The following is a 20,312-nucleotide window of genomic DNA, read 5'->3' as shown; positions in this document are numbered from 1 at the left end:
GTCCATGGTTCACACTGTATGGTTCATAGCTATAAAACATGCTGCAAAAATTCCTTTGTTCTATCCCACTCTGGATTAACCAACACTTGCTCTGGCGGCCCCACTTCGACAATTTCACCGTCAGCCATAAACACGACTCGGTCAGCCACTTGTCGAGCAAATTGCATTTCATGAGTAACACATATCATCGTCATTCCTGTTTTTGCCAAGTCCATCATGACATCCAATACTTCCTTAACCATTTCGGGGTCGAGCGCCGACGTGGGCTCATCAAACAACATAATTTTCGGTTCCATAGCGAGTGACCTAGAGATCGCAACACGCTGCTGCTGACCACCCGATATCTGGCCGGGATAGCGCGACGCCAGATGCGCAATACCCACCCGATCAAGTAAACTCATGGCAAACTTTTCCGCTGCTTGCTCTGGCATTTTCTTTAACCAAGTCAAACCGAGTGTGCAGTTCTGCAATACCGTTAAGTGAGGGAACAAGTTAAAATTTTGAAATACCATCCCCATCGTGTCATGAATCAACTTGTCACTCTGACGGTCGTCGGCAAGTGTTTGTCCAAAAATGGAAACGTGCCCTTCCTGATATTGTTCCAAATGATTAAGAGAACGAATAAGAGTCGACTTGCCGGAGCCAGACGGTCCGCAAATCACCATAATCTCACCCTCATAGATATCCAGCGTCACATCTCGAAGTACATGGTGTTCTCCATACCACTTATTGAGCGAGTCGATTTCAATAGCGACCGATAACTGAGGCGCCTTAGTTTGCAATGAGTTCGACATTAACGATCCACCTTTAAACGTTTTTCAAGATTTAAGCTGTACTGAGACATGCTGTAACACAACACAAAGAAGAGCACTGCGATAAGGACAAGCGGCTCCGTATGTAATCCCACCCAATCTTTATCATTGGCGATATTTCGTGCCATTAACATAATGTCGAATAAACCGATGATCGACACTAACGTGGTATCTTTCAAAAGACTGATAAAGGACGTCATGATATTTGGAATCATCATGCGCAACGCTTGCGGAAGGACAATCAAAAACATAGTTTGCCAGTAACCAAACCCAAGTGTCGTCGCTGCTTCAAACTGCCCTTTCGGAATGGCCTGTAAACCACCACGAATATTTTCCGCCATGTATGCCCCTGCAAAAAGACACACTGCCACCAACACTTGGGACAGTTTATTAAACTCGACATCGGAAGGTAGAAAGATTGGCAACAAGGTCACAGCCATAAAAAGCACGGTAATTAATGGAACTGAACGAACCAGCTCGATTACCACCAACGATAGCCAATGAATCACAGGTAATTTAGATCGGCGCCCTAACGCCAATAGCACGCCCACAGGGATCGCCATTGCGATGGAAAACCCGGCAATGATAAAGGTTAAAAACAATCCCCCCCAACGCTCAATGGGTACTGGATCAAGATCAAAGCCGCCAATAACCAAAGCAACCAACATACTCAAGGCGGCCCAAACCAATATCAGACTTACAGAGGCAACTCTTCGCTTCAAGTACGTTTCGAGCAAAGGCACAAAGGCAAGATGCACTCCCTTGAACGAAAACATGGACGCGATTAGGTTCATATAAATCAGTGCCAAGAATCCAAGCGACAAACAGGTCATCAAGCCATGCCCCCAACTAAGCTCGTGACCAAATCGCCCTCCTAGAAAAAGATAGGCAGCAGCGAACGGAAATAACCCAACCCAGGACAAAAGAATCACATTTCGCAAAGGAATGCGCTTTGACAAGAGTGGCAGTAACCAAAACGCCCCAACTATCACACCCAAGTTCACACGCCACTGTTCTTGGAGAGGGAATCGACCATATATCAAACCGTTGAACCAACTCATTACACCAGCCCAACACGCGCCATTCGGGCTGATATCGAGACATTGACGTCGTGTATCGGCATCAAATACAGCCTCAAACAGCGCCCAATTCAACCCCCATTTCGCGAGATAAAATAATACAATCAACGACGCAATGGTTAACAAACTATTTCCAATAGTATTAAAGTAACGATTTCTGATTTTTCCGATAGCCCCGTTACTGTTTGTCTGTGGAGGTCTTGCGGGAGAAGGCACAAAAACCTTTAATGACTTTTGCTCACTCATTTCTGAATTAGACGGTATTTTTGCCATTCTTAGCGCACCTTGTACTGAACGAGGTCATTGTATTTATTAAGTAAATACGAAATCACCAAACTGATAACAATATAAAAGCCCATCACCATTGAGATAATTTCCAGTGCTCTGCCCGTCTGGTTAATAGACGTTTGCATAAACACGGAAACAAGTTCGGGAAAACCAATCGCAACCGCTAACGATGAATCTTTTGTCGCGGCCAACCAAGAGTTCGTCATTGGGGGAATAATCGCTCTCACCGCCTGAGGAATTAGGATCAGGCGCAAGGATTGGAACCGAGAAAAACCAATGGTAAATGCCGCTTCAGATTGGCCTCTATCAATAGATTGCATGCCTGCTCGAACGGTTTCCGCTATGGCAGCGGAGCGGTACACCGTCATGGCAACAAAAGCAGCTCCCAAAGACGCCGGAAGAAACGCGCCATCGCGGAAGTTAAAGCCTTTTAACTCAGGAATAGACCACGTTCCCCATTGAGCTAATAAAAGTGCCGACAAAGCGAAAATCACGCACCAGATAAGAACTAAAATATAAAACGTTGTTGTCCGCTTTCCTGTTTTATGTACACTGCGACTCGACTGACGAATAATCGCCCAGAGTCCTGCACCCAGTGCAATAACGAGTGCGAAAACCCACCAAAATGAGATCGATAACTCTATCGTCGGTATGTACAAACCACGGTTATTTAAGAAAAAAACATCGGCAATCGAATAACTTTTTCGAGGTGGCGGCAACGTCGAGAACACCACGGTAAACCAAAAGATCACTTGAATAAGCAAAGGCACATTACGAACTATTTCAACATACCAACGCGCGAACTGAGATATCAAAGGGTTGTTGGACAGCCTTAGAATCCCGACAAACGTACCTAGAATGGTTCCCACAAAAATAACAAGGGCCGACAAAACCAAGGTATTCAGAACACCGACAGCGAAAACTCGCCAATAGGTCATCGAGGAGTCGTATGGAATAACACTCCAACTAATATTAAAACCAGCGGTAACTTGCAGAAAGTCGAAGCCAAAGTGCATCCCAAGGCGATCAAGGTTATTTGCCGCATTTGAAAAAAGGTACCAAGCACCAAACAAAAATGCGGCTAAAACAAGTGCCTGAATCAACACACCGCGCGTTGCATCGTTATCAAAAAGACGAACCTTTGAAGGCGTCATAAAAGGCTTTACTGACGACAACCTGTCCGAACCGGAGTCGACAGCAGTTCGATCATGCTGTGGCTTTTTTGCCGCAGTAGATTGAATCATGTAATCACCACGTCATAGATTAAAAGGTGACGCGTACCGGAGAGCGTTACGCCCTCCGTACAGTCAAGATATTAACGGAAGGATTTGGCGTACATCATGCCGCCATCTTTCCACAAAGCATTTAGCGTACCTTCTCGCTTAAGACCTAACACGCTGTTTGGCCCAACGTTGCGCTCGTACACTTCACCATAATTACCCACGCTTTTAATCACCTGATAGGCCCAATCTTGCGGCAACCCTAAGCCCGTATTCAAATTACCCTCGACACCTAACAAGCGTCGCACGACTGGGCTATTACTTTCTGATCGCATTTGATCGACGTTATCTGACGTAATGCCATATTCCTCAGCTGCGACCATGGCCGCAAACGTCCATTTCACTACGTTGGCCCATTCGCTGTCATTCTGCTTCACCGCGAATGACAATGCTTCTTTCGATATTGTTTCAGGCAGGACAATATAGTCGTCTGGATTTTGTGCTGCTGAGCGCTGCGCCGCCAGTCCAGATTTGTCATTGGTTAATGCATCACAGTTGTCGTTGAAGAAAGCCGTGTTACGCACAGACGAGTCATCGAATACAACGGTTTTTAAATCAAGGTTATTCGCACGACTGAAATCCGCAATATTAAGCTCACTTGATGTGCCAGTCAGAACGCATACCGTCGCACCTTCAAGGTCATAGACAGAATCAACGCCTAAATCTTTGCGTACCATAAAGCCCTGACCGTCATAAAAGTACGTATCTAAAAAGTCTAAACCTTGCTGTGTATCGCGAGATAATGTCCAAGTCATCCCTTTTGATAACATATCGCCTTTACCACTTTTGATTGACGTAAAGCTTTGCGCCCATTGGACAGGCAAAAATTTCACCTTACTGGAATCACCAAAAACAGCCGCGGAAACACTACGACACATATCAATATCCATGCCCTGCCACTCGCCTTCTTTGTTTAAGCTATAGAAGCCTGGAAACGAGTTACCAATGACACAGTTCATATAACCTCGGCTTTTCACTTCGTCTAACGTAGAAGCCGTTTCGGCAGCATAACTTGCCGCCGAAAACATAGAAGACGCCAGTATTAATAATGATGTTGCTTTTTTCATCTATCGCGGTTCCTTGTGTTTTTGTGATATTTGTAATTTTTAAGTTCATTTTTATATTATTTGGTGCATGTAAAAACATGCTGAGAGGCGCAACTATGAGTGCGCCAAGGTACGCTTATAATCAAGCCTGTGGATATGATCACAGCTTATCTATACGATACTAAGTTAAGCGTTTTAATAATCACAATGAATATTTTTGATAGGTTAATAACCTAAGGTTATGCTTAGTGAACATAAACAAACTCCGAATTTTTCATGAAGTATTCGTAACTGGCAGCATTACTCGCGCGGCTGAACGCTGTTATGTGAGTCAACCTGCCGCGAGTAAAATGCTGGCAAACTTTGAAGAAGAAATTGGCTATAAATTGTTTGTTCGAAATAATGGAAAGCTCACCCCCACCGACGAATCCGTCTTCTTGCATGAGGAAGTTTACAGCCTATTGCAAGGCGTGAATCACTTAGAGGACAGCATTAAACGGGCAAAAAATGAGAACGCAGGACGTTTGAGAATTTGCAGTATATTCGGTCCTTCCTATCAATTTCTTCCTAGTCTCATTGCACGATTTAAAGAAGAACATCCTAACACTCATGTAAGCTTGCATCATTCGGGGTGTTCCGCCATTCGACAAGGTGTTGCTTCGGGACAATATCAGATTGGACTGGTAGACAAAGCACAAAGCTCTTCTAAACATGATTCCGCCGCCTTTGATCTAACCTGTTATTGTGCTGTTCCGAAAAACCATCACTCAGCACAGCTTGACGTCATAGAACCGAAAAACCTTGTGGGGCTAGATTGGATTACTCTGGATTCTGAAAACGCGACGACAAAAACACTCAAAAAAGTGTACGCTCAAATGGATCAAAAGTTGTCACGTTCAATTGAAGTTCACACCACAGTTCACGCGATGTCGTTTGTAAACTTAGGCATGGGAGCGACACTGGTTGATGCTCTAAACTTCCACCATTTTAGCGACGTTTTCAATTTTCCAAACATTGTATTACGCCCATTTCACCCCACGGTTATCGAACCTTTGGAAGTCATTACCTCCAACCTTAACCCTCTATCAGGCGCCGCCAAACACTTTTATGATCAGTTACTCACTGAATTAGACATTACTGAGGGCGTAAAACGAGCGGAATAATCTACATCAAAAAGGCAGAATACAATTTAGGGACACACTGTGTCAGATATTCACGTCGACCGCCAACGGATCGAGAAACGCTCTCATATATGGATTTGAAGCCAAATATCAGGCACGGTGAACGGGATAAGACTCGCTGATTACGAGTCATAGTAAATATGTCTAATCACCGCAATCCATTAAAGATCACCTTTCCTATTTGGGTTATCGCATAACGCTCGTACAGCTCGTTGAAAACCCTCTATGAAAAAATCCGCTTCCGACTGCGTCAGGCAAAGCGGCGGTCTTAGTTTTAACGTGGAACCATGCTTCCCAGCAGCACCAGCGAGTATTCTTTGTTCACGCAATTGATCGATTAACTGTATAGAAAGCGTTGCACTTGGGGCGCCATTTTCCTCAACGTCTATCCCAAAAAATAACCCTGCCCCTCTTACCTCACCAATGATATTCGATTGTCCAGCAATGTCTAACAAACGATCTTTAATATAGCGACCTATTTTCAACGCGTTATCTTGTAACCCTTGCGACTCAATCGTGTTTAAGACAGCGAGACCCGCAGCGGCCGCGACGGGGTTTCCGCCGAACGTGTTAAAATACCCAACGTCTTGACAATACGTCGCTAGGAAACTCGGTTTGGTCGCAACCCCCGCCATGGGAAAACCGTTTCCCATTGGCTTGCCCATCGTCACAATATCTGGAAACACATGATGCGCTTCAAAGCCCCAAAATGTCTCCCCTGTACGAGCAAATCCAGGTTGAACTTCATCCGCTATGTAAACGCCTCCTGCGTTTCGAATAACATCAACGGCAGAGCTCAAAAAGCCACCTTTTTGATAATACACACCGTCCGATGAAAAAATAGAATCCAACAACAAAGCCGCCACTTTCACGCCTCGCTCACGCAATTCGTCAACCGCCGTTTTGACGCGATGGGCGAAGCCTGCCTCAATGTCCACGCCGTAATTGCTAGTAGACGGCTCAGGAATGGCAATCACATGTGGAGGGAGCACACCTTTTTTCATCGCAGATGGAGACACCTCGGTGACGTACGCGGTATTTCCGTGATAAGCACACTCTGTCACAATAAAACCACTGCCTCCGGTGACCTTACCAGCAAGACGCATTGCGAGATCATTTGCTTCACTGCCCGAGCACGTAAGCACAATATTCGATAATTCGTTTGGGAGCGTACGTTTTAACGCGTCAATATAGTCGTCGACAATGGAAACAATATATCGGGTATGGGTGTTCAGTTTCGCCATTTGTTGAGAAACCGCGTCAATAACGGAGGGATGACAGTGTCCAAGGCAGGGCACATTATTATAAAAATCCAGATACGTGACGCCGTCTGATGCGGTCATCCACGCCCCTTTCGCTTCGACCATTTCAATAGGTGCACGATAAAACAACACGGAAGAAGCGCCAAAATTATCAAGCCTTCTCTCTACTGACGAACTGAGCATTGAAGTACGAGCATCAAACGCGTTCATTTCTAGGATTTTAGCGGGTGTATCGACACTCTGCTCCTCTAACGAAGCAAGATATCGCCGTGCAAGAGAAACGGTTCCTTTCGTAAATTTTCCTAATCCGACCGCTTGCGCCGTTTCTGTCTCCGAATGACTTGCAACCCATGCGGTCAACAAAAGTCGTCGAAACAAAATAAACATTGGGATCATATTTTCATCGGCAAGAGATAAAGCACGAACAGAGCGATACCCTTTTAACCAAGCAGATTGAAGCTCTGGGATATAAGGCTCTTCTTCGTAAAATGAAATGGCAGCCGCAAAATCGTACATAAACCAACTGAAACCGCAATCGTCAAAGTCGATCACTGACAAAGCGCCATTGTCGACTAATAAATTCGCTAACCGAAGGTCCGCGTGTATCAACCCAAAACGATCGGAATGCTCGCCATAGTCATTTAGCTTGCGCCTCAGCACGTCACACAACGTCTCAAGAAGCGCTTCATCCTCTTGGGTCAAATCTAGTGCCTGCCGCCAACTTCCCCATAGAGGCTTGTCGCCCAATGCAGTGTCGTATGTCCAACGCTTGCGTACAAACCCTTCTGGAAGCGGCCAATTTTCAGCATGCTGGTGAAGTCTGGCGGAAATCGCGCCAAGCGTCTCAAACCCTTCGGTTAACTTATCGTCTGCTTTTGGTTCTTGACCTTTTATAAATTCGAACGCAACAACGTACCTTTCTCGCTCTTCGTCTGGCGACGCCAGATCTGTAAAAGACGCGATGAAACTACCATCCCTTAATGCTAACGGCGCAGGTGCGACAACGATATTACTTTGGCGCAAAGCGTCGATCCACTTAAGTTCTGACGCTATTTCGTCAGGCGTATGGTAACTCGGACGATGAACTCTCAGAATAATAGGCGCAGCTACATTAGAGTCTCGAACCAAAAACGTTGCATTCTCAGATACTGTCAGCAAATGAATCTCAGCGGTTTCGCTTATTCCCCATGAAGGAAGAAGCTCGACTAATCCACTTTTTATCCTTTCGACAAAGCTATCATTGTACAAAGCCATACTGCCCGACCCTCTCCTTTATTCATCAACAAACATACCGTTCACATATGAATTTTACTTATCAAATAGTTTTATTTGTCTCACTTTGACTATTGCAATGTTAATCACATTGTGTGAATTATGTACAGAAGTTAATCCACATAACGATAGGATCAATAATCATGTTTGCATCTTTAGCAGGAAAAGTCGCCATCGTCACCGGAGGTTCAAAAGGAATAGGCAAAGGCATCGCTAAGGTATTTGCCAACCAAGGCGTTAAAATCATGATCGCTGCCCGTGGTGAAGCCGACGCTAAAAAAGCGGTGGATGAAATCGTCTCTTCAGGCGGTGAAGCAGACTATTACCTTTGTGATGTCTCCAGTTGGGACGGTGTACAAGGCTTATTATCGAAAACAATCGACACCTACGGTAAGCTCGATATCCTCTGTGCAAACGCAGGCATTTTCCCACAAAAGAAAATGGCGGACATGAACCCAGACGAGTGGGACACCGTCATGTCCACGAACTTGAAAAGCACCTTTCTCGCCGTAAAAGCCTGCATACCCTATTTTGAAAAAAGCGGCCAAGGTCGTGTCATAGTCACTTCCTCTATCACAGGGCCAATTACAGGTTACCCCGGTTGGTCTCACTATGGCGCGTCTAAGGCAGGTCAGCTCGGTTTTATCAAGACCGCCGCGATGGAACTGGCGCCCTATAACACAACCATAAACGCAGTCATGCCGGGCAACATCATGACAGAAGGTCTCGCGGATTTGGGTGAAGACTATTTAACCGCTATGGCGTCCTCAATCCCGATGAAACGACTCGGCGCGGTAGAAGACATTGGCAATGCCGCCCTTTTCTTTGCAACCGACGAAGCCAGTTACATTACAGGGCAGCAAATCGTAGTGGATGGAGGCCAAATCCTGCCGGAAAGCCTCGATGCCATCAACGAAATGTGATGAACAAGGTATAGGTTATCGATGTTGCTAGGGCGTGTTGATCTTTTATGTACATATTTCAATCAACCCACATAGGTAGCCACATTAACCTTTTTTGACTAGGCATTGAAGTGCCTAAATATCGTGTTCCAAACCCCAAACTCCTTGGACAAGTCACGCCAAGGGCTGCCTGTTCTCATGCGGTATAAAATACCTTCAAGGGTCATCCTATGTTCAGGTTTGTTATAAACACGTCCCGCTAAGGGCATAATTCTTGATAGCAGTGTCCAACTATCACCTGTTAGCATTTGGAGCGGTTACTTTGATTATTGGCGAAACCATTATAACGGCTCCTCTTGCTGCTTGTTTTTATACTACAAAGATCAACACGCTCTCTCTAGGACACTCTCGCTAAAAACCTTGATTTTACTGGCTTCTTAACCCGTGTGTCCTTTTAACGCCCGCTTCAACTGCGCCGAAGCTGGAGTGTTTTGTGTTAATGTTTGAGCGCAGCAAGTGACACAAAAAAGCGGAAGTTTTGGCGTCAGACTGGAAGCGCTTGTTAGAGTAAATTTAGCACTTCGCTAGAAATTTCGCCTTCACATATTTTACGAACCGCCCCAGTCATTGTTGCGAAGAACGCTGAATCCAGCTCTATACCAATTACACCTCCCGGCATATGAACATCTATAGTTGATTTACACAACCCTAAAGCGTGTACAACCGAAGCCGCTGCCGTACTACTCGAACCAGAGGCAAGCGTATAGCCCGCACCCCGCTCCCATATTTCAATTTGAATAGAGGACTTATCTATAACTTTGACAAATTGCACATTTGTCCTATTTAAAAATCTTGTGTCGTTTTCAATAATACTACCGTACTCTTTAGCTAAAGAGGGAGTAACATCATCTAGAAGGATAACGCAGTGAGGGTTGCCAACATTAGCGAGATAATACGTAAATTCTCTATTTTTAATCTTGATGATTTCGGGTATAGGTTCAGATTCTAAATTCGATTCATGGGTAAAACGAACCTTCCCCATACCCACCGATACCGTGAGGCCATCTTTACCTACAATTGAATTAACTACCCCACCTTTAGTTTCAATCGTAAATTCATCATAAGAAACTAGAGATTGATCCCAGAGGTACCTAGAGAAAATTCGGAGGCCATTGCCACTTTTTTCGGCTTCACTTGCATCAGGGTTGAATATTTTCAGAGAGAAGTCACAGCTATCACTTTCGTTGGGGCCACAGAGAATACCATCAGAACCAACACCAAAATGACGATTACAAATCGCCCTAATATCGGTTTCCGATAATTCTCCTGATAGATTTTTTGGATCAATTACAATGTAATCATTACCCAATGCATGATATTTACTGAACTTCATTTTTTACTCTAACAATTAAGGGTTATACGGCGGCGCAGCCGCAGTTATAACCGCCTGTTGAACTGCCGCGTCTTTATATAGGGAATTTGCTTTTTTCATGATGCGACCTCCCTGTGTCTTTGCGGTGTGTTTTCGAGTGCTCTTGTCCTTAAATCAGGCTAAGAAGACTCTTTTTGATCGTCTATCTCTATAGTTTTACCCAGATACTAGGCAATTGGCAAGCCTAACCCCTCAGGGTCTTTGACTTGATTCTATTTTCGCTGACGTTCGAGCAAAGTTATGGGTGGCCTGCATTGTTTTAATCTTAAATTCGATGTTGCGAGATGGTGTCTTGTGGGAAGCGCCAAAGTCGGTAAATTAACTATTGACGCCATAGTCTCTTGTTAGCAGTATTTTTTATATTTTTGGGGTAACTCATCAAATAGTTCCAGATAATACAATATAGCCATTGTTATAGTATTGCGAATATCGCACTGATTATGCGTAGGATCATTTTTACCTAAACTCTCCGTGACGTCTTTAAACTCAGTGTCTTCGGGGCATAATGCATCTACAAATATAGATATAACTCTGTACCCATTGTCTCCATCTGTAACAATGAGGCCACTGTATTCTCCTTCACCACAGACCCCAAAGCCGCCAGTAGTACAGCGCTTATATTTTAGGTTTAGTTTTTTAAATTCAAGGTGATCTTCAAAAATAGGAGAACCTATACCTTGCTCCCAAAGCTTCTTCGTTGCTTTAACTACATTTTCATAGGCTTGATTTTCAGTAATTCGATCAAATTGCACAAATTTTCCTATACTGCTAACCGAGGCGTTAACAGATTCTTAGTAAGCAGGATTCGTTGAAGTAACAATGGCAAAAGAGTTACCCCGACCGGTACCAAACGAAACTTGATACACAGGATCTTTATCAAAAGACTCTATACTTATTAGTGTATTTCCGTCTTCGAATTCTCGGTAAACTGCGTCGCCCCCATAAAATGTCAACCCTTGCTTTGCTAATGTATGGAATGCTGACTGATATTCGACTGGCCCAATTTTTTCAAATAGATTGCGAAGAATATCCTCTACTTTTTGTTCTGGTACGTACCCTAGATGCAAACGGAATGACTCACTTTCCCCTGGGTTTAGCGTAAACGGAATTGCCACTGGCCTATTCATAGAGTCAGTTAACCCGCCATCTAGCCCCGAAAAGTATGATACACCGCCATTGCCTTCCAATTTATGCACTGTATACGAAGTAATTGAAAAAGTTACCTTGCCAGTATTAGAGATAGTAAAGACCCAAGGTATTTGGATAGCTCTTGAGTTTTCTAGATTGCCCGATAGTCTCAATATACCACCGCCTGACTCAGGCTTTGCCGTAATATTTATAGCTTCTTGACTATCCGATATATCCTTCACATACGGCAATACGATTGATGCACAAGCCAACACCAAGCCTAATACCGCCACCACTCTTGCGAACCAATCTGTATTGTTTCCGTTGCTCATGATCTTCCTTTTCTACAGCTAACGCCTGCCAGCAAGGGCTAGCGAAACGAGCCCAGCGAGCTTGCAGGCGAATTGGCTGGCCTCGTGTACGCCCAGCATGGGCATGAACTTATGAGGTGAAAGCCCTCTGTAGGAAGATCACCGTCGAAAACCATGTTGTGATTAGACGATAACTACTAGCGAATGGCAAGGGCTTGACCGTGAGGTCTAGTCTGGAGGAAGCCGGACGCAAAACTGCGAGCTGATGAACAAGAGCATCATATGAGGCGTAGGCTGGAGGCGAGTTGGCACAAGACGACGAAGCCAAGTAATCTAACGGCCACCGTAAATGATGCAACAGTGCAGTGAAGGTTCATGCTCTTGTCTGGGGAGATCTGTTTACCACGCGGTCGGTATAACAACCAGTGAGACTCTGGTTAATAAGTGCCTTGGCTCTGAGACTTCTTAGCTGCATGGCCATGCCTCATATATTGAAATTAGAGTCCTTACAGGCTCGGCGAAAATGCTCCACAAATAACCAATCAAAGCGAATATGGTAAATACCCAACCACCAAAGCTTGAGTATTTACCCATAAGCTTGTTGTCTTCACTTACAAGGACAGTTTTATAACGCCTGAAATACCATGCAGGAAAAATAAACAATATTAAAGATATTGCGGATATACCTAGACCAGCGTTTGTACTATCAGCGTTGATTGCATAAACACCTATCCCCAAACACCCACTGCCCAACAAAAATAGAATCCAGGATGGGCCACCAAAAAACAAAGACGTCACTTTAATATATGAATTGAAACTATCTGTATTGTTTTTGAAGTAAGGATAAACGAAAAATATAACCGACCAAACTACAAACATTGGATAAATTGCTTTCACTAGTGCATCTACGATCATCGGCTCGACATCAATTAACTCTTTAATAATAGGAGCCAAAATCATCTGATTTTTTAGCCAAAGATGAACAGGTGAACCTATGAACAATCCAATAAAAATGTAGCTCGCAAAGAAGGTCGCACAAACCGAAATAGCTAAAAGGCCGAGCATTACATTTTTATAGATTGTTATTGGTTTTTCGGCTATTTCCATTAGATTATCAGTTCCTTATAGCAGCTAACGCCGCGTGCAGCGCTTTGTTAGTTTTTCTTTGGCTTGCACTTTTTTGTCTTTGACCAAATGGGGTCAATATCTATTTTAGATAGGGAAATGTTGTAATTTAACGCCCTTAGTGTTTTTAATGAATTCTTTAATGTCACCTTTGAAAAAAATGGGAGCTCTTCAGGTATGCTCTTGGTTGTGGCAATTGCATAAACCACCCTATATTTGCTTGGATCTGGCCTTGGTTTTGGATCAGTTAATTTGATTGATGAAGGCAATTTTGGGTTCAATTTCTCTCTGTAGTCAGAGTCTTTTATAAACGCTTCCGCAGCAACAAACCCTTGAGAGAATAGGTGGCTTAGTGTACTTGAGCTTCTGTATAACTTAACATGAACAAATTCACTTCCATCCTTTATCAAATCACAGTGCTCTAACTTGTCATATGGGCCACCAATCTGGATATTCTTTTTATCCATCAAGCAAAAAGCGCTGTTTGTATATGCAACCAGCTCGTTATAGTCGCCCTCGTCATTATGAGAATATATGGGAAATGAGAATGGATGAATATCAATATCGCTGAGATAGTCATCAACTGCTGACACAAAATCACAGTTTACTTTGTACCACACTCCATTTCTTAGAATATAATGATCGTTTCCAAATTTAATTTCAGCATATAAGCAGCGGTAGACAGGCCAACTTTTTATAGACTGATACTCATTGTTGTTTACGTGAACAACGTTGCTCTTCATTAACTCAACTTTAGGAGTAACCTTACCAAGGTATGCTATATAGTCATCGAAAGATAAAACCACATGCCGAAGGGTTTTCTGGTACATATCAAATGAATAGCCGATTTGACCTTCCCAATCTACTATTTCCGGCTCTCCTAACCAGAAATTAGAAACATTGTTACTGCTCAAGTATTGATCTAGTTCCAAATCTAGTATTTCAATCTCGTCATAGTCCCGAACCCTGTTGATATTTTCTACCCAGCTAAATTTATCTGGAAGATCAGAGCGATATTGTTTGATGGACCTTGAAAGAATCGCGGGTATATCTGCAAGGTTAGTTTCTACTGCTATTGTCAGGGCATCCCTACCAGTTACATGGCTACCAAATTCTTTAACTAATGATATACCTGTTACCGCGTAAAGCATCTCCATCTCAGAATCCAGATGAAGGTTAAATATATCTACATCCCGAGTGCTTTGAGTTCTTGAATTCAATGGGTTGTGATCATAACTGGCTTTGTCCAAGCTTCTTAGTTTGTCAGGATCTACTGAGTTAAGCGTCACTTTTAGACCGAAATCACGCTCAATAGCCTCTTGCTTTAAAAGATGAAAGCCTGTGCCAAATGACAATAGAAAAGTAGCTCCTGATATTCTTACTACAAATACAGCCCCTACATTTGAAGAAGTGCCAAATTCGGAAACATCAACTTTGGCATCTGTTGTAAACAATCTAGTCCAAGGAGGAGAGTTTTTAGGTGGTTGCTTTTTTATGTAAAGACGGGCTGATTCTGTTTCTGGCAAGTCCAATTCAATAGGTTGCTTAGCATTTTCTACCTTAATAACATCAGAATCAGGCTTGCTGCCATCTCTCGCCAAATAGATAGATAGTTTTTCTTTTCTGATTTTCTTTACTTTTGCCATATATCCCTTCTCGGCTCAGCGATGTAAAACTAACAATTAATGGTTATACGGCGGCGCAGCCGCAGTTATAACCGTCTGTTGAACTGCCGCGTCTTTATATAGGGAATTTGCTTTTTTCATGATGTGACGTCCCTGTGTTTTTGCGGTGTGTTTTCGAGCGCTCTTTGTCCTTAAGTCAGGCTAAGAAGACTCTTTTTGATCGTTTTTTATCGTCTATCTCTATAGTTTTACCCAGATACTAGGCGATTGGCAAGCCTAACCCCTCAGGCTCTTTGACCTGATTCTATTTTCGCTGACGTTCATGTTCGTTTTATGCCACTAGCCTGTTCTTAATCTTTCTCGCTTCCAACGGTTCGAGGAGACTTCGCCTATGTAGTGTGCCGACGCATCATCACATGCAGGGCAATGACATCCCGTTACCGGTGCGTCTTGTTGGATGCTTTTATCTTCCGGCTCCTTTTTATCTTGTTCAGGACGGGGCGTGTCTTGTTCTCGTATTTTTAATAGGCTCTTTCGTCTAATCGCATTCGACATATAGCCATAGTGTCTTACTCGCATGAAACCTTTTGGTAGAACGTGAAGTAAAAACCGCCTTAGCAGCTCTTCGGGTGTGAGTGTCATCTGGCTTTGTGTATTCGTTCGGTAGTCTTTGTACGATAAGAGAACATGCTCGCCGTCCCACGATTGAATACGGTGATTACTCAGACCAATACGATGCGTATAGCGAGCAAGGTAACGGATCAGGGTATCTTGGTATTCCAGTGCGGATTTGCAATACACCACCCAAGGAACAGACATCAGTGCATTTAGTTTAGAAGTAAGCTGTTGCTGTGTAACACCTTCCAATTCGCCTTACTAGAAAAGGTTAATAAGAAAATAAAAAATCACCCTGAAAAGAGTGATTCGGTTAAGTGCGGCCTTAACCTAGCCGGAGCGTCCATATATGGCTTATTTTAAATTGCACAGGGAGGCTACGTTTGCCCTAGCGAGCTTGCGAGCGAGTTTATGCGTTTGTTAGTTGCCGTAAAATCAATATGCGTGCTAACATTTGTGTGTACAAACCTTAGGAGTTTACGATGGATACTCGCATACAATTTAGAGTAGATGAAGAAACTAAACGACTGGCTCAGATAACGGCCGAAAGCCAAGGGCGCACTTTAAGTGACGCTTGTAGAGAGCTTACGGAAGAACTTGCTGAACAGCAACGCAAAATAATTACCCATGATCAGTGGCTTACTGAAGAGGTTAATGCTGCGTTTAATAAATTAGAAAGTGGGCAGAGTAAGTTTGTTAGCCATGAAGAGGCGAACTTGGACATGGAAGCTCGAAAAATGAAAATTAGGAATAAAGCCAAAAAATGATCGTTTGGGAAAAAAGTTCGCTGGACGATCGTGAGGCTATTTTCGAGTTTTTATACGATTTTAACCCATTAGCAGCAGAAAAAACTGATGCTATAATTGAGAAAAAAGTCAAAAACTTGAATCAACAACCCCTAATGGGAGTTGAGAGAGAGGGTATACCGGGAAGATTGTTAATAATTCCTGAGGTCTCAATGATTGTTTCATATTTCATAAAAGACGAAATAATTCACATTCTTCGAGTTTTACACCAAAAGCAAAAATTTCCTGTAGGTAACTAGACATAATGACTCCCCACGAGGGCTAGCCTCCAATTCCGTGGGTTAGTGTAAAACCAGAGCCATAATTAGTGTTTATACAACTAAATAATGGAGGCTAGCATGTCTAACAATAGCATATTGTTTATCGGTTTGGACACTCACAAGAGTTTGTCGAAATCGCTTATATTGAAGAACAACGAGGTGCTCACCCCATCCACTTCGGCCGTATCTCGAGTGCCAAAATAGCCATTAAAAAGTTTGCTCGCCAGACGCAATCCAAGTACCCAACAGCAACGCTTCATTTCGTCTACGGAACAAGCAACGGGAGTGGCATACATGTCTGTATAACAAAAGCAACGGCGTTAGGATGGCAATAAGCCAACCCGTTTATTGAACCACGAACATAGACTGAAGACCCAGTGCCACGACGTATCAAGTAAGGTCAGCTCTGAATGGCTTATGTCATTTAATCTACGATAAAATCGTCAGGAACGATTTTAAACAGCTCTGCTGGTCTTCGATGGAGGGCAGGAGCCCGACATAATACCAGCATGATAACCGACGACATTACTGGCTTCTTCTGACGTGTTCACTCATCTATTTTGAAGTGGAAATTTAGCCTATTAAATTAGGCCTGAACCTTTGCGTTTTACTTGACGTGGGGAGTCATACCAACGCTTGCTTCACGGGCAACTTGTTACGAGATTATGAATTCAGGCCTTAACACCTGTGTATGGGTAAGCGGCAGTGTAAACCGTCCTAGCACGCGCTTTCTGCGTGCGACATGACACACTTGTTATAAATCTAGCTCCATTGTCCTCGACTTAATCGGCGACTTCGGCCACAAGACAAATTTTCCAGTAACACTATAGAAGTCCGCGAGGTAATAGTTCTTTGGAATTAAAAATGGAGTTTTTTCCATAGCACCTATATAACTATCTGATTTAACGAAGAATACAAAAACCTCTGCCACATCTTCCTGATTCTTCGCCAACGCTACACTCACTAGAGCGTTAGCCTGCGATTGTGAGATTCCGTCCAGACTATCACATACCATGTAAACTGACGCAGACCTTGAAAAGTTATCACCTGACAGAACATGAGCGTCAGGAGAGCATAGTTCATCCACAGCTAAAACTCGGCCACAAAATGCAACCAGAAACAAAAATATAAGTAATCGACACATAGATTTACCAACGCCTCATAAGAGGCAAAAAATTGTTGGCTAAAATTAGCGACGATGGAGCAAAGCCAACTGTTATGTTTTGAGTTACTTTAAACACTTGGCTATCCCTCTTTCCTTCGCAACAGCTTGCAAGTATTCGATTGATTGCTCGTTAGTTGGCTTTAAAACTTCACAATGTACGAGTTCCATTTCTTCATGGGTTACCTCATAGCCAACTACGTGATAACAACCTCCGGCAATATTTTCACCTCGCCCTTCTTCAATACATTTAGACACTGCTTTGTAAAAAAAGTGAGCGCTGGTCGCCTTAATACATGATCTATTAGATTCATGGATTTCTTTGGTAACTTCCGAGCGCAACTTTATATATTCAGGAGTAAGCTCACAAGCTTGTGCACTGAAGTTCAAAATAAGTAAAGGGGTAACAAATATTCTCATAGAAACATAACGCATATTGTGCTGGACAGCCTTGTTAAGTTTTGGACGCATGCACCCTACCTTGCCAAAAGCGAAGAGCTAAAACCGCTGCAACTAAAACAATGCCTGATAAGCCGCTAACTGAGGTCAATAATGCCAATGGATAAAATAACCAAGGCCCCATATTTTTGCACTGGTATACGAAATAACCTAGAGTAAAGCGCGAAACAAGAAAGACCAATTCAAGAGCTACGGCGCCGACAAACAACATTCCACCGCTTTCAGGTGATGCCCAGAAATCCCAGCTTTGCTGAGCTTCGGACGCGCTAGATATTTTGAGAACAAGTAGAGCTACCCCGCTTAATATTAGAGCTGCGCCAATTCCTTTTTGTATCAATACTCTATTCATAATTTGGAAACTTAAACGCCGCTAGCAACGGCGGCCAATACGTAGCTTCTTTTGTGTTAATTTGGGGAGCAGCGACAACACAAAAGAAGCGGGGTGTTGGACGTCCAAGCGCATGTGTATTTATGCGCTGATGTTGCCTAGCTTTGTTATGTGTTTCTAGGCTCAGTCCTATTATATACCTTTGAAGAAAGTACAAATGTTATCCAAAGACAGGAAAAATATAGTATTGAAAATATTGCCCCGGTGAATGGTGCAAAAGTTCTTCCAGTATCCGAAATAACACGAAGCATAGCCTTCTCTTGCTCCAGAGTAACTTCGTCACCCGAAAACATCCCATCCTGATTTAAGTCAAATGCAGCCAACTCTGCCTCATATTTGTAGTCATAGTACGCTGCACTGCCGACAATAAATAGGTATACAAGTAACGCAGAGAGCAGAGAAACACCAATACTTTTAAATTTCTCTTTGAGAATAAACTGATTACCTAACCAAACAAGTAAAGGTGTTAATAACAAGACCAATATGGCAGTAAATATACTCATACTCTCAGCTTCTGATTACACGTAACAATTAAGGGTTATACGGTGGCGCAGCCGCAGTTATAACAGTCTGTTGAGCTGCCGCGTCTTTATATAGGGAATTTGCTTTTTTCATGATGTGACGTCCCTGTGTTTTCGAGTGCTCTTGCCTTTAAATCAGGCTAAGAAGACTCTTTTTGATCGTCTATTTCTATAGTTTTACCCAGATACTAGGCAATTGGCAAGCCTAATCCCTCAGGCTCTTTGACCTGGTTCTATTTTCGCTGACGTTCGAGCAAAGCTATGGGTGGCCTCCATTGTTTTAATCTTAAATTTGATGTTGCGAGATGGTGTCTTGTGGGAAGCGCCAAAGTCGGTAAATTAACTATTGACGCCATAGTCTCTTGTTATGTTTTTAGTTTTTTGTGCCATACCCAAGCCCCTAAACACAAGGTTGTACTAAAAAATAAAGAAACGGAACCCCAATAAATAAACAGTTGCGGCATGGGTGCAGAATTTTTAGTGAGTAAAAAGCCAAGTGAACATGAAAGTAACAGAGAAACTATAAGTGCTGATTTGAGTGATAATGTTTCTTTGATACTCATTAGGATGAAGTAAATAAAACAACTGAAGAATATTAATGGGACAAAACCTAGGAAAATTGCGAAACCACGAATATAGCCATCATTTTCGGAGTTTTCTGGTGGGTAAAAAATTTCACCAAGAACGAAGAAAACTATAAAAGAAACAGGAATAAGTAATGAGGTTAGTGCGCCGATGAAAGCTGCCCGCATGTGCCTACGTTGTAAATTTATATGTGGTTCAGTACTCATAGCTTAGGAAACATAACAATTAATGGTTATACGGCGGCACAGCCCCAGTTATAACCGTCTGTTGAACTGTCGCGTCTTTATATAGGGAATTTGCTTTTTTCATGATGTGACGTCCCTGTGTCTTTGCGGTGTATTTTCGAGTGCTCCTGCCCTTAAGTCGGGCTAAGAAGACTCTTTTTGATCGTTTTTTATCGTCTATCTCTATAGTTTTACCCAGATACTAGGCGATTGGCAAGCCTAACCCCTCAGGGTCTTTGACCTGATTCTATTTTCGCTGACGTTCGTGTTCGTTTTATGCAACTAGCCTGTTCTTAAGCTTTCTCGCTTCCAACGGTTCGAGGTGACTTCACCTATGTAGTGTGCCGACACATCACCGCACGCAGGGCAATGACATCCCGTTACCGTACAGTCCTTTTGGGTGCTTTTTTCTTCCGGCTCCTTTTTATCTTGTTCAGGACGGGGCGTGCCTTGTTCTCGTATTTTTAATAGGCTCTTTCGTCGGATCGCATTCGACATATAGCCATAGTGTCTTACTCGCATGAAGCCTTTTGGCAAGACGTGAAGTAA

General features: G+C 43.2%; 18 protein-coding genes and 4 pseudogenes. 5 read left to right on the top strand and 17 right to left on the bottom strand.

All coding sequences use genetic code 11. The features are described from left to right. Positions 1–29: 29 nt before the first annotated feature. The 4 genes from MARME_RS08510 to MARME_RS08495 all read right to left on the bottom strand — a co-directional run bounded on the left by MARME_RS08510 (position 30) and on the right by MARME_RS08495 (position 4,526). Positions 30–794: an amino acid ABC transporter ATP-binding protein gene (locus MARME_RS08510; RefSeq protein ID WP_013660846.1), complete on the bottom strand. Its 765-nt coding sequence runs from the start codon at positions 792–794 to the stop codon at positions 30–32. Then, the gene (locus MARME_RS08505; protein WP_013660845.1) at positions 794–2,164 is read right to left on the bottom strand and encodes an amino acid ABC transporter permease; all 1,371 of its coding nucleotides are present in this window, start codon (positions 2,162–2,164) and stop codon (positions 794–796) included. Before MARME_RS08505 ends, MARME_RS08510 begins: the two co-directional genes overlap by 1 nt. A gap of 2 nt (positions 2,165–2,166) precedes the next feature. Then, positions 2,167–3,423 carry an amino acid ABC transporter permease gene (locus tag MARME_RS08500; RefSeq protein ID WP_013660844.1) on the bottom strand — a complete coding sequence of 419 codons (1,257 nt, stop codon included), beginning with the start codon at positions 3,421–3,423 and terminating at the stop codon, positions 2,167–2,169. Between the two features lie 71 nt (positions 3,424–3,494). Further along, on the bottom strand, positions 3,495–4,526 hold the full coding sequence (locus MARME_RS08495; RefSeq protein WP_013660843.1) for an amino acid ABC transporter substrate-binding protein: 1,032 nt from the start codon (positions 4,524–4,526) through the stop codon (positions 3,495–3,497). 227 nt (positions 4,527–4,753) lie between these two features. On the opposite strand from MARME_RS08495, the gene MARME_RS08490 reads away from it, so the two are divergent. Further along, a complete protein-coding gene (locus MARME_RS08490) occupies positions 4,754–5,668 on the top strand; it encodes a LysR family transcriptional regulator (protein WP_013660842.1) in 915 nt (304 codons plus the stop codon). Between the two features lie 179 nt (positions 5,669–5,847). On the opposite strand, the gene MARME_RS08485 is transcribed toward MARME_RS08490, so the two are convergent. Further along, the gene (locus tag MARME_RS08485; protein ID WP_013660841.1) at positions 5,848–8,202 is read right to left on the bottom strand and encodes an aminotransferase class III-fold pyridoxal phosphate-dependent enzyme; all 2,355 of its coding nucleotides are present in this window, start codon (positions 8,200–8,202) and stop codon (positions 5,848–5,850) included. Positions 8,203–8,363: 161 nt separating this feature from the next. On the opposite strand from MARME_RS08485, the gene fabG reads away from it, so the two are divergent. After that, positions 8,364–9,143, top strand: a complete 780-nt coding sequence (gene fabG, locus MARME_RS08480; RefSeq protein WP_013660840.1) for a 3-oxoacyl-ACP reductase FabG — start codon at positions 8,364–8,366, stop codon at positions 9,141–9,143. A 104-nt stretch (positions 9,144–9,247) separates the two neighbouring features. On the opposite strand, the pseudogene MARME_RS21825 reads toward fabG, so the two are convergent. The 7 genes and pseudogenes from MARME_RS21825 to MARME_RS08450 all read right to left on the bottom strand — a co-directional run. Next, positions 9,248–9,430, bottom strand: a pseudogene (locus MARME_RS21825) (transposase); the annotation flags it as partial. Positions 9,431–9,684: 254 nt separating this feature from the next. After that, positions 9,685–10,515, bottom strand: coding sequence for a diaminopimelate epimerase (gene dapF, locus MARME_RS08475; protein ID WP_013660839.1), 831 nt, complete (start codon positions 10,513–10,515; stop codon positions 9,685–9,687). A 383-nt stretch (positions 10,516–10,898) separates the two neighbouring features. Further along, positions 10,899–11,306 (bottom strand): hypothetical protein, encoded by a 408-nt coding sequence (locus MARME_RS08470; protein WP_041647832.1) that lies wholly within the window; start codon positions 11,304–11,306, stop codon positions 10,899–10,901. A 39-nt stretch (positions 11,307–11,345) separates the two neighbouring features. Further along, positions 11,346–12,014: a hypothetical protein gene (locus MARME_RS08465; RefSeq protein WP_013660838.1), complete on the bottom strand. Its 669-nt coding sequence runs from the start codon at positions 12,012–12,014 to the stop codon at positions 11,346–11,348. A 444-nt stretch (positions 12,015–12,458) separates the two neighbouring features. Continuing rightward, the gene (locus MARME_RS08460) at positions 12,459–13,100 is read right to left on the bottom strand and encodes a hypothetical protein (protein ID WP_013660837.1); all 642 of its coding nucleotides are present in this window, start codon (positions 13,098–13,100) and stop codon (positions 12,459–12,461) included. Between the two features lie 47 nt (positions 13,101–13,147). Further along, positions 13,148–14,764, bottom strand: a complete 1,617-nt coding sequence (locus tag MARME_RS08455; protein ID WP_013660836.1) for a TIGR04141 family sporadically distributed protein — start codon at positions 14,762–14,764, stop codon at positions 13,148–13,150. Between the two features lie 391 nt (positions 14,765–15,155). Then, positions 15,156–15,616: pseudogene (locus tag MARME_RS08450) on the bottom strand (IS91 family transposase); the annotation flags it as partial. Between the two features lie 224 nt (positions 15,617–15,840). On the opposite strand from MARME_RS08450, the gene MARME_RS08445 reads away from it, so the two are divergent. The 3 genes and pseudogenes from MARME_RS08445 to MARME_RS21820 all read left to right on the top strand — a co-directional run. Beyond that, complete coding sequence (locus MARME_RS08445) at positions 15,841–16,125, top strand: type II toxin-antitoxin system TacA family antitoxin (RefSeq protein ID WP_013660835.1); 285 nt, start codon at positions 15,841–15,843, stop codon at positions 16,123–16,125. Continuing rightward, positions 16,122–16,403, top strand: a complete 282-nt coding sequence (locus MARME_RS08440; protein ID WP_013660834.1) for a type II toxin-antitoxin system RelE/ParE family toxin — start codon at positions 16,122–16,124, stop codon at positions 16,401–16,403. The genes MARME_RS08445 and MARME_RS08440 overlap by 4 nt, the downstream gene beginning before the upstream one ends. A 99-nt stretch (positions 16,404–16,502) precedes the next feature. Next, positions 16,503–16,693, top strand: a pseudogene (locus MARME_RS21820) (IS110 family transposase); the annotation flags it as partial. 959 nt (positions 16,694–17,652) lie between these two features. Here MARME_RS21820 and MARME_RS08430 read toward each other — a convergent pair. The 5 genes and pseudogenes from MARME_RS08430 to MARME_RS22950 all read right to left on the bottom strand — a co-directional run. Continuing rightward, entirely contained in the window at positions 17,653–18,057 is a 405-nt protein-coding gene (locus MARME_RS08430; protein WP_013660832.1) for a hypothetical protein, read from the bottom strand. Then, on the bottom strand, positions 18,041–18,394 hold the full coding sequence (locus MARME_RS08425) for a hypothetical protein (RefSeq protein ID WP_013660831.1): 354 nt from the start codon (positions 18,392–18,394) through the stop codon (positions 18,041–18,043). The genes MARME_RS08430 and MARME_RS08425 overlap by 17 nt, the downstream gene beginning before the upstream one ends. Positions 18,395–18,540: 146 nt before the next feature. Beyond that, positions 18,541–18,936: a hypothetical protein gene (locus MARME_RS08420; protein ID WP_013660830.1), complete on the bottom strand. Its 396-nt coding sequence runs from the start codon at positions 18,934–18,936 to the stop codon at positions 18,541–18,543. A 383-nt stretch (positions 18,937–19,319) separates the two neighbouring features. After that, the gene (locus tag MARME_RS08415; RefSeq protein WP_148231014.1) at positions 19,320–19,745 is read right to left on the bottom strand and encodes a hypothetical protein; all 426 of its coding nucleotides are present in this window, start codon (positions 19,743–19,745) and stop codon (positions 19,320–19,322) included. A gap of 370 nt (positions 19,746–20,115) precedes the next feature. Then, a pseudogene (locus MARME_RS22950) lies at positions 20,116–20,312 on the bottom strand (transposase); the annotation flags it as partial.

It is taken from the genome of Marinomonas mediterranea MMB-1 (genome assembly GCF_000192865.1).
In the GTDB taxonomy this organism is placed as follows: Bacteria; Pseudomonadota; Gammaproteobacteria; order Pseudomonadales; family Marinomonadaceae; genus Marinomonas; species Marinomonas mediterranea.
Note: the sequence above shows the minus strand (reverse complement) of the source record. Positions and strands in the feature narration are given on the sequence as shown.

What these genes read in the sequence shown, in the direction of transcription:
- MARME_RS08510 (WP_013660846.1), bottom strand. Translation starts at nt 794, where the DNA reads ATGTCGAACTCATTGCAAACTAAGGCGCCTCAGTTATCGGTCGCTATT.
- MARME_RS08505 (WP_013660845.1), bottom strand. Translation starts at nt 2,164, where the DNA reads ATGGCAAAAATACCGTCTAATTCAGAAATGAGTGAGCAAAAGTCATTA.
- MARME_RS08500 (WP_013660844.1), bottom strand. Translation starts at nt 3,423, where the DNA reads ATGATTCAATCTACTGCGGCAAAAAAGCCACAGCATGATCGAACTGCT.
- MARME_RS08495 (WP_013660843.1), bottom strand. Translation starts at nt 4,526, where the DNA reads ATGAAAAAAGCAACATCATTATTAATACTGGCGTCTTCTATGTTTTCG.
- MARME_RS08485 (WP_013660841.1), bottom strand. Translation starts at nt 8,202, where the DNA reads ATGGCTTTGTACAATGATAGCTTTGTCGAAAGGATAAAAAGTGGATTA.
- fabG (WP_013660840.1), top strand. Translation starts at nt 8,364, where the DNA reads ATGTTTGCATCTTTAGCAGGAAAAGTCGCCATCGTCACCGGAGGTTCA.
- dapF (WP_013660839.1), bottom strand. Translation starts at nt 10,515, where the DNA reads ATGAAGTTCAGTAAATATCATGCATTGGGTAATGATTACATTGTAATT.
- MARME_RS08465 (WP_013660838.1), bottom strand. Translation starts at nt 12,014, where the DNA reads ATGAGCAACGGAAACAATACAGATTGGTTCGCAAGAGTGGTGGCGGTA.
- MARME_RS08460 (WP_013660837.1), bottom strand. Translation starts at nt 13,100, where the DNA reads ATGGAAATAGCCGAAAAACCAATAACAATCTATAAAAATGTAATGCTC.
- MARME_RS08455 (WP_013660836.1), bottom strand. Translation starts at nt 14,764, where the DNA reads ATGGCAAAAGTAAAGAAAATCAGAAAAGAAAAACTATCTATCTATTTG.
- MARME_RS08445 (WP_013660835.1), top strand. Translation starts at nt 15,841, where the DNA reads ATGGATACTCGCATACAATTTAGAGTAGATGAAGAAACTAAACGACTG.
- MARME_RS08440 (WP_013660834.1), top strand. Translation starts at nt 16,122, where the DNA reads ATGATCGTTTGGGAAAAAAGTTCGCTGGACGATCGTGAGGCTATTTTC.
- MARME_RS08430 (WP_013660832.1), bottom strand. Translation starts at nt 18,057, where the DNA reads ATGCGTCCAAAACTTAACAAGGCTGTCCAGCACAATATGCGTTATGTT.
- MARME_RS08425 (WP_013660831.1), bottom strand. Translation starts at nt 18,394, where the DNA reads ATGAATAGAGTATTGATACAAAAAGGAATTGGCGCAGCTCTAATATTA.
- MARME_RS08420 (WP_013660830.1), bottom strand. Translation starts at nt 18,936, where the DNA reads ATGAGTATATTTACTGCCATATTGGTCTTGTTATTAACACCTTTACTT.
- MARME_RS08415 (WP_148231014.1), bottom strand. Translation starts at nt 19,745, where the DNA reads ATGAGTACTGAACCACATATAAATTTACAACGTAGGCACATGCGGGCA.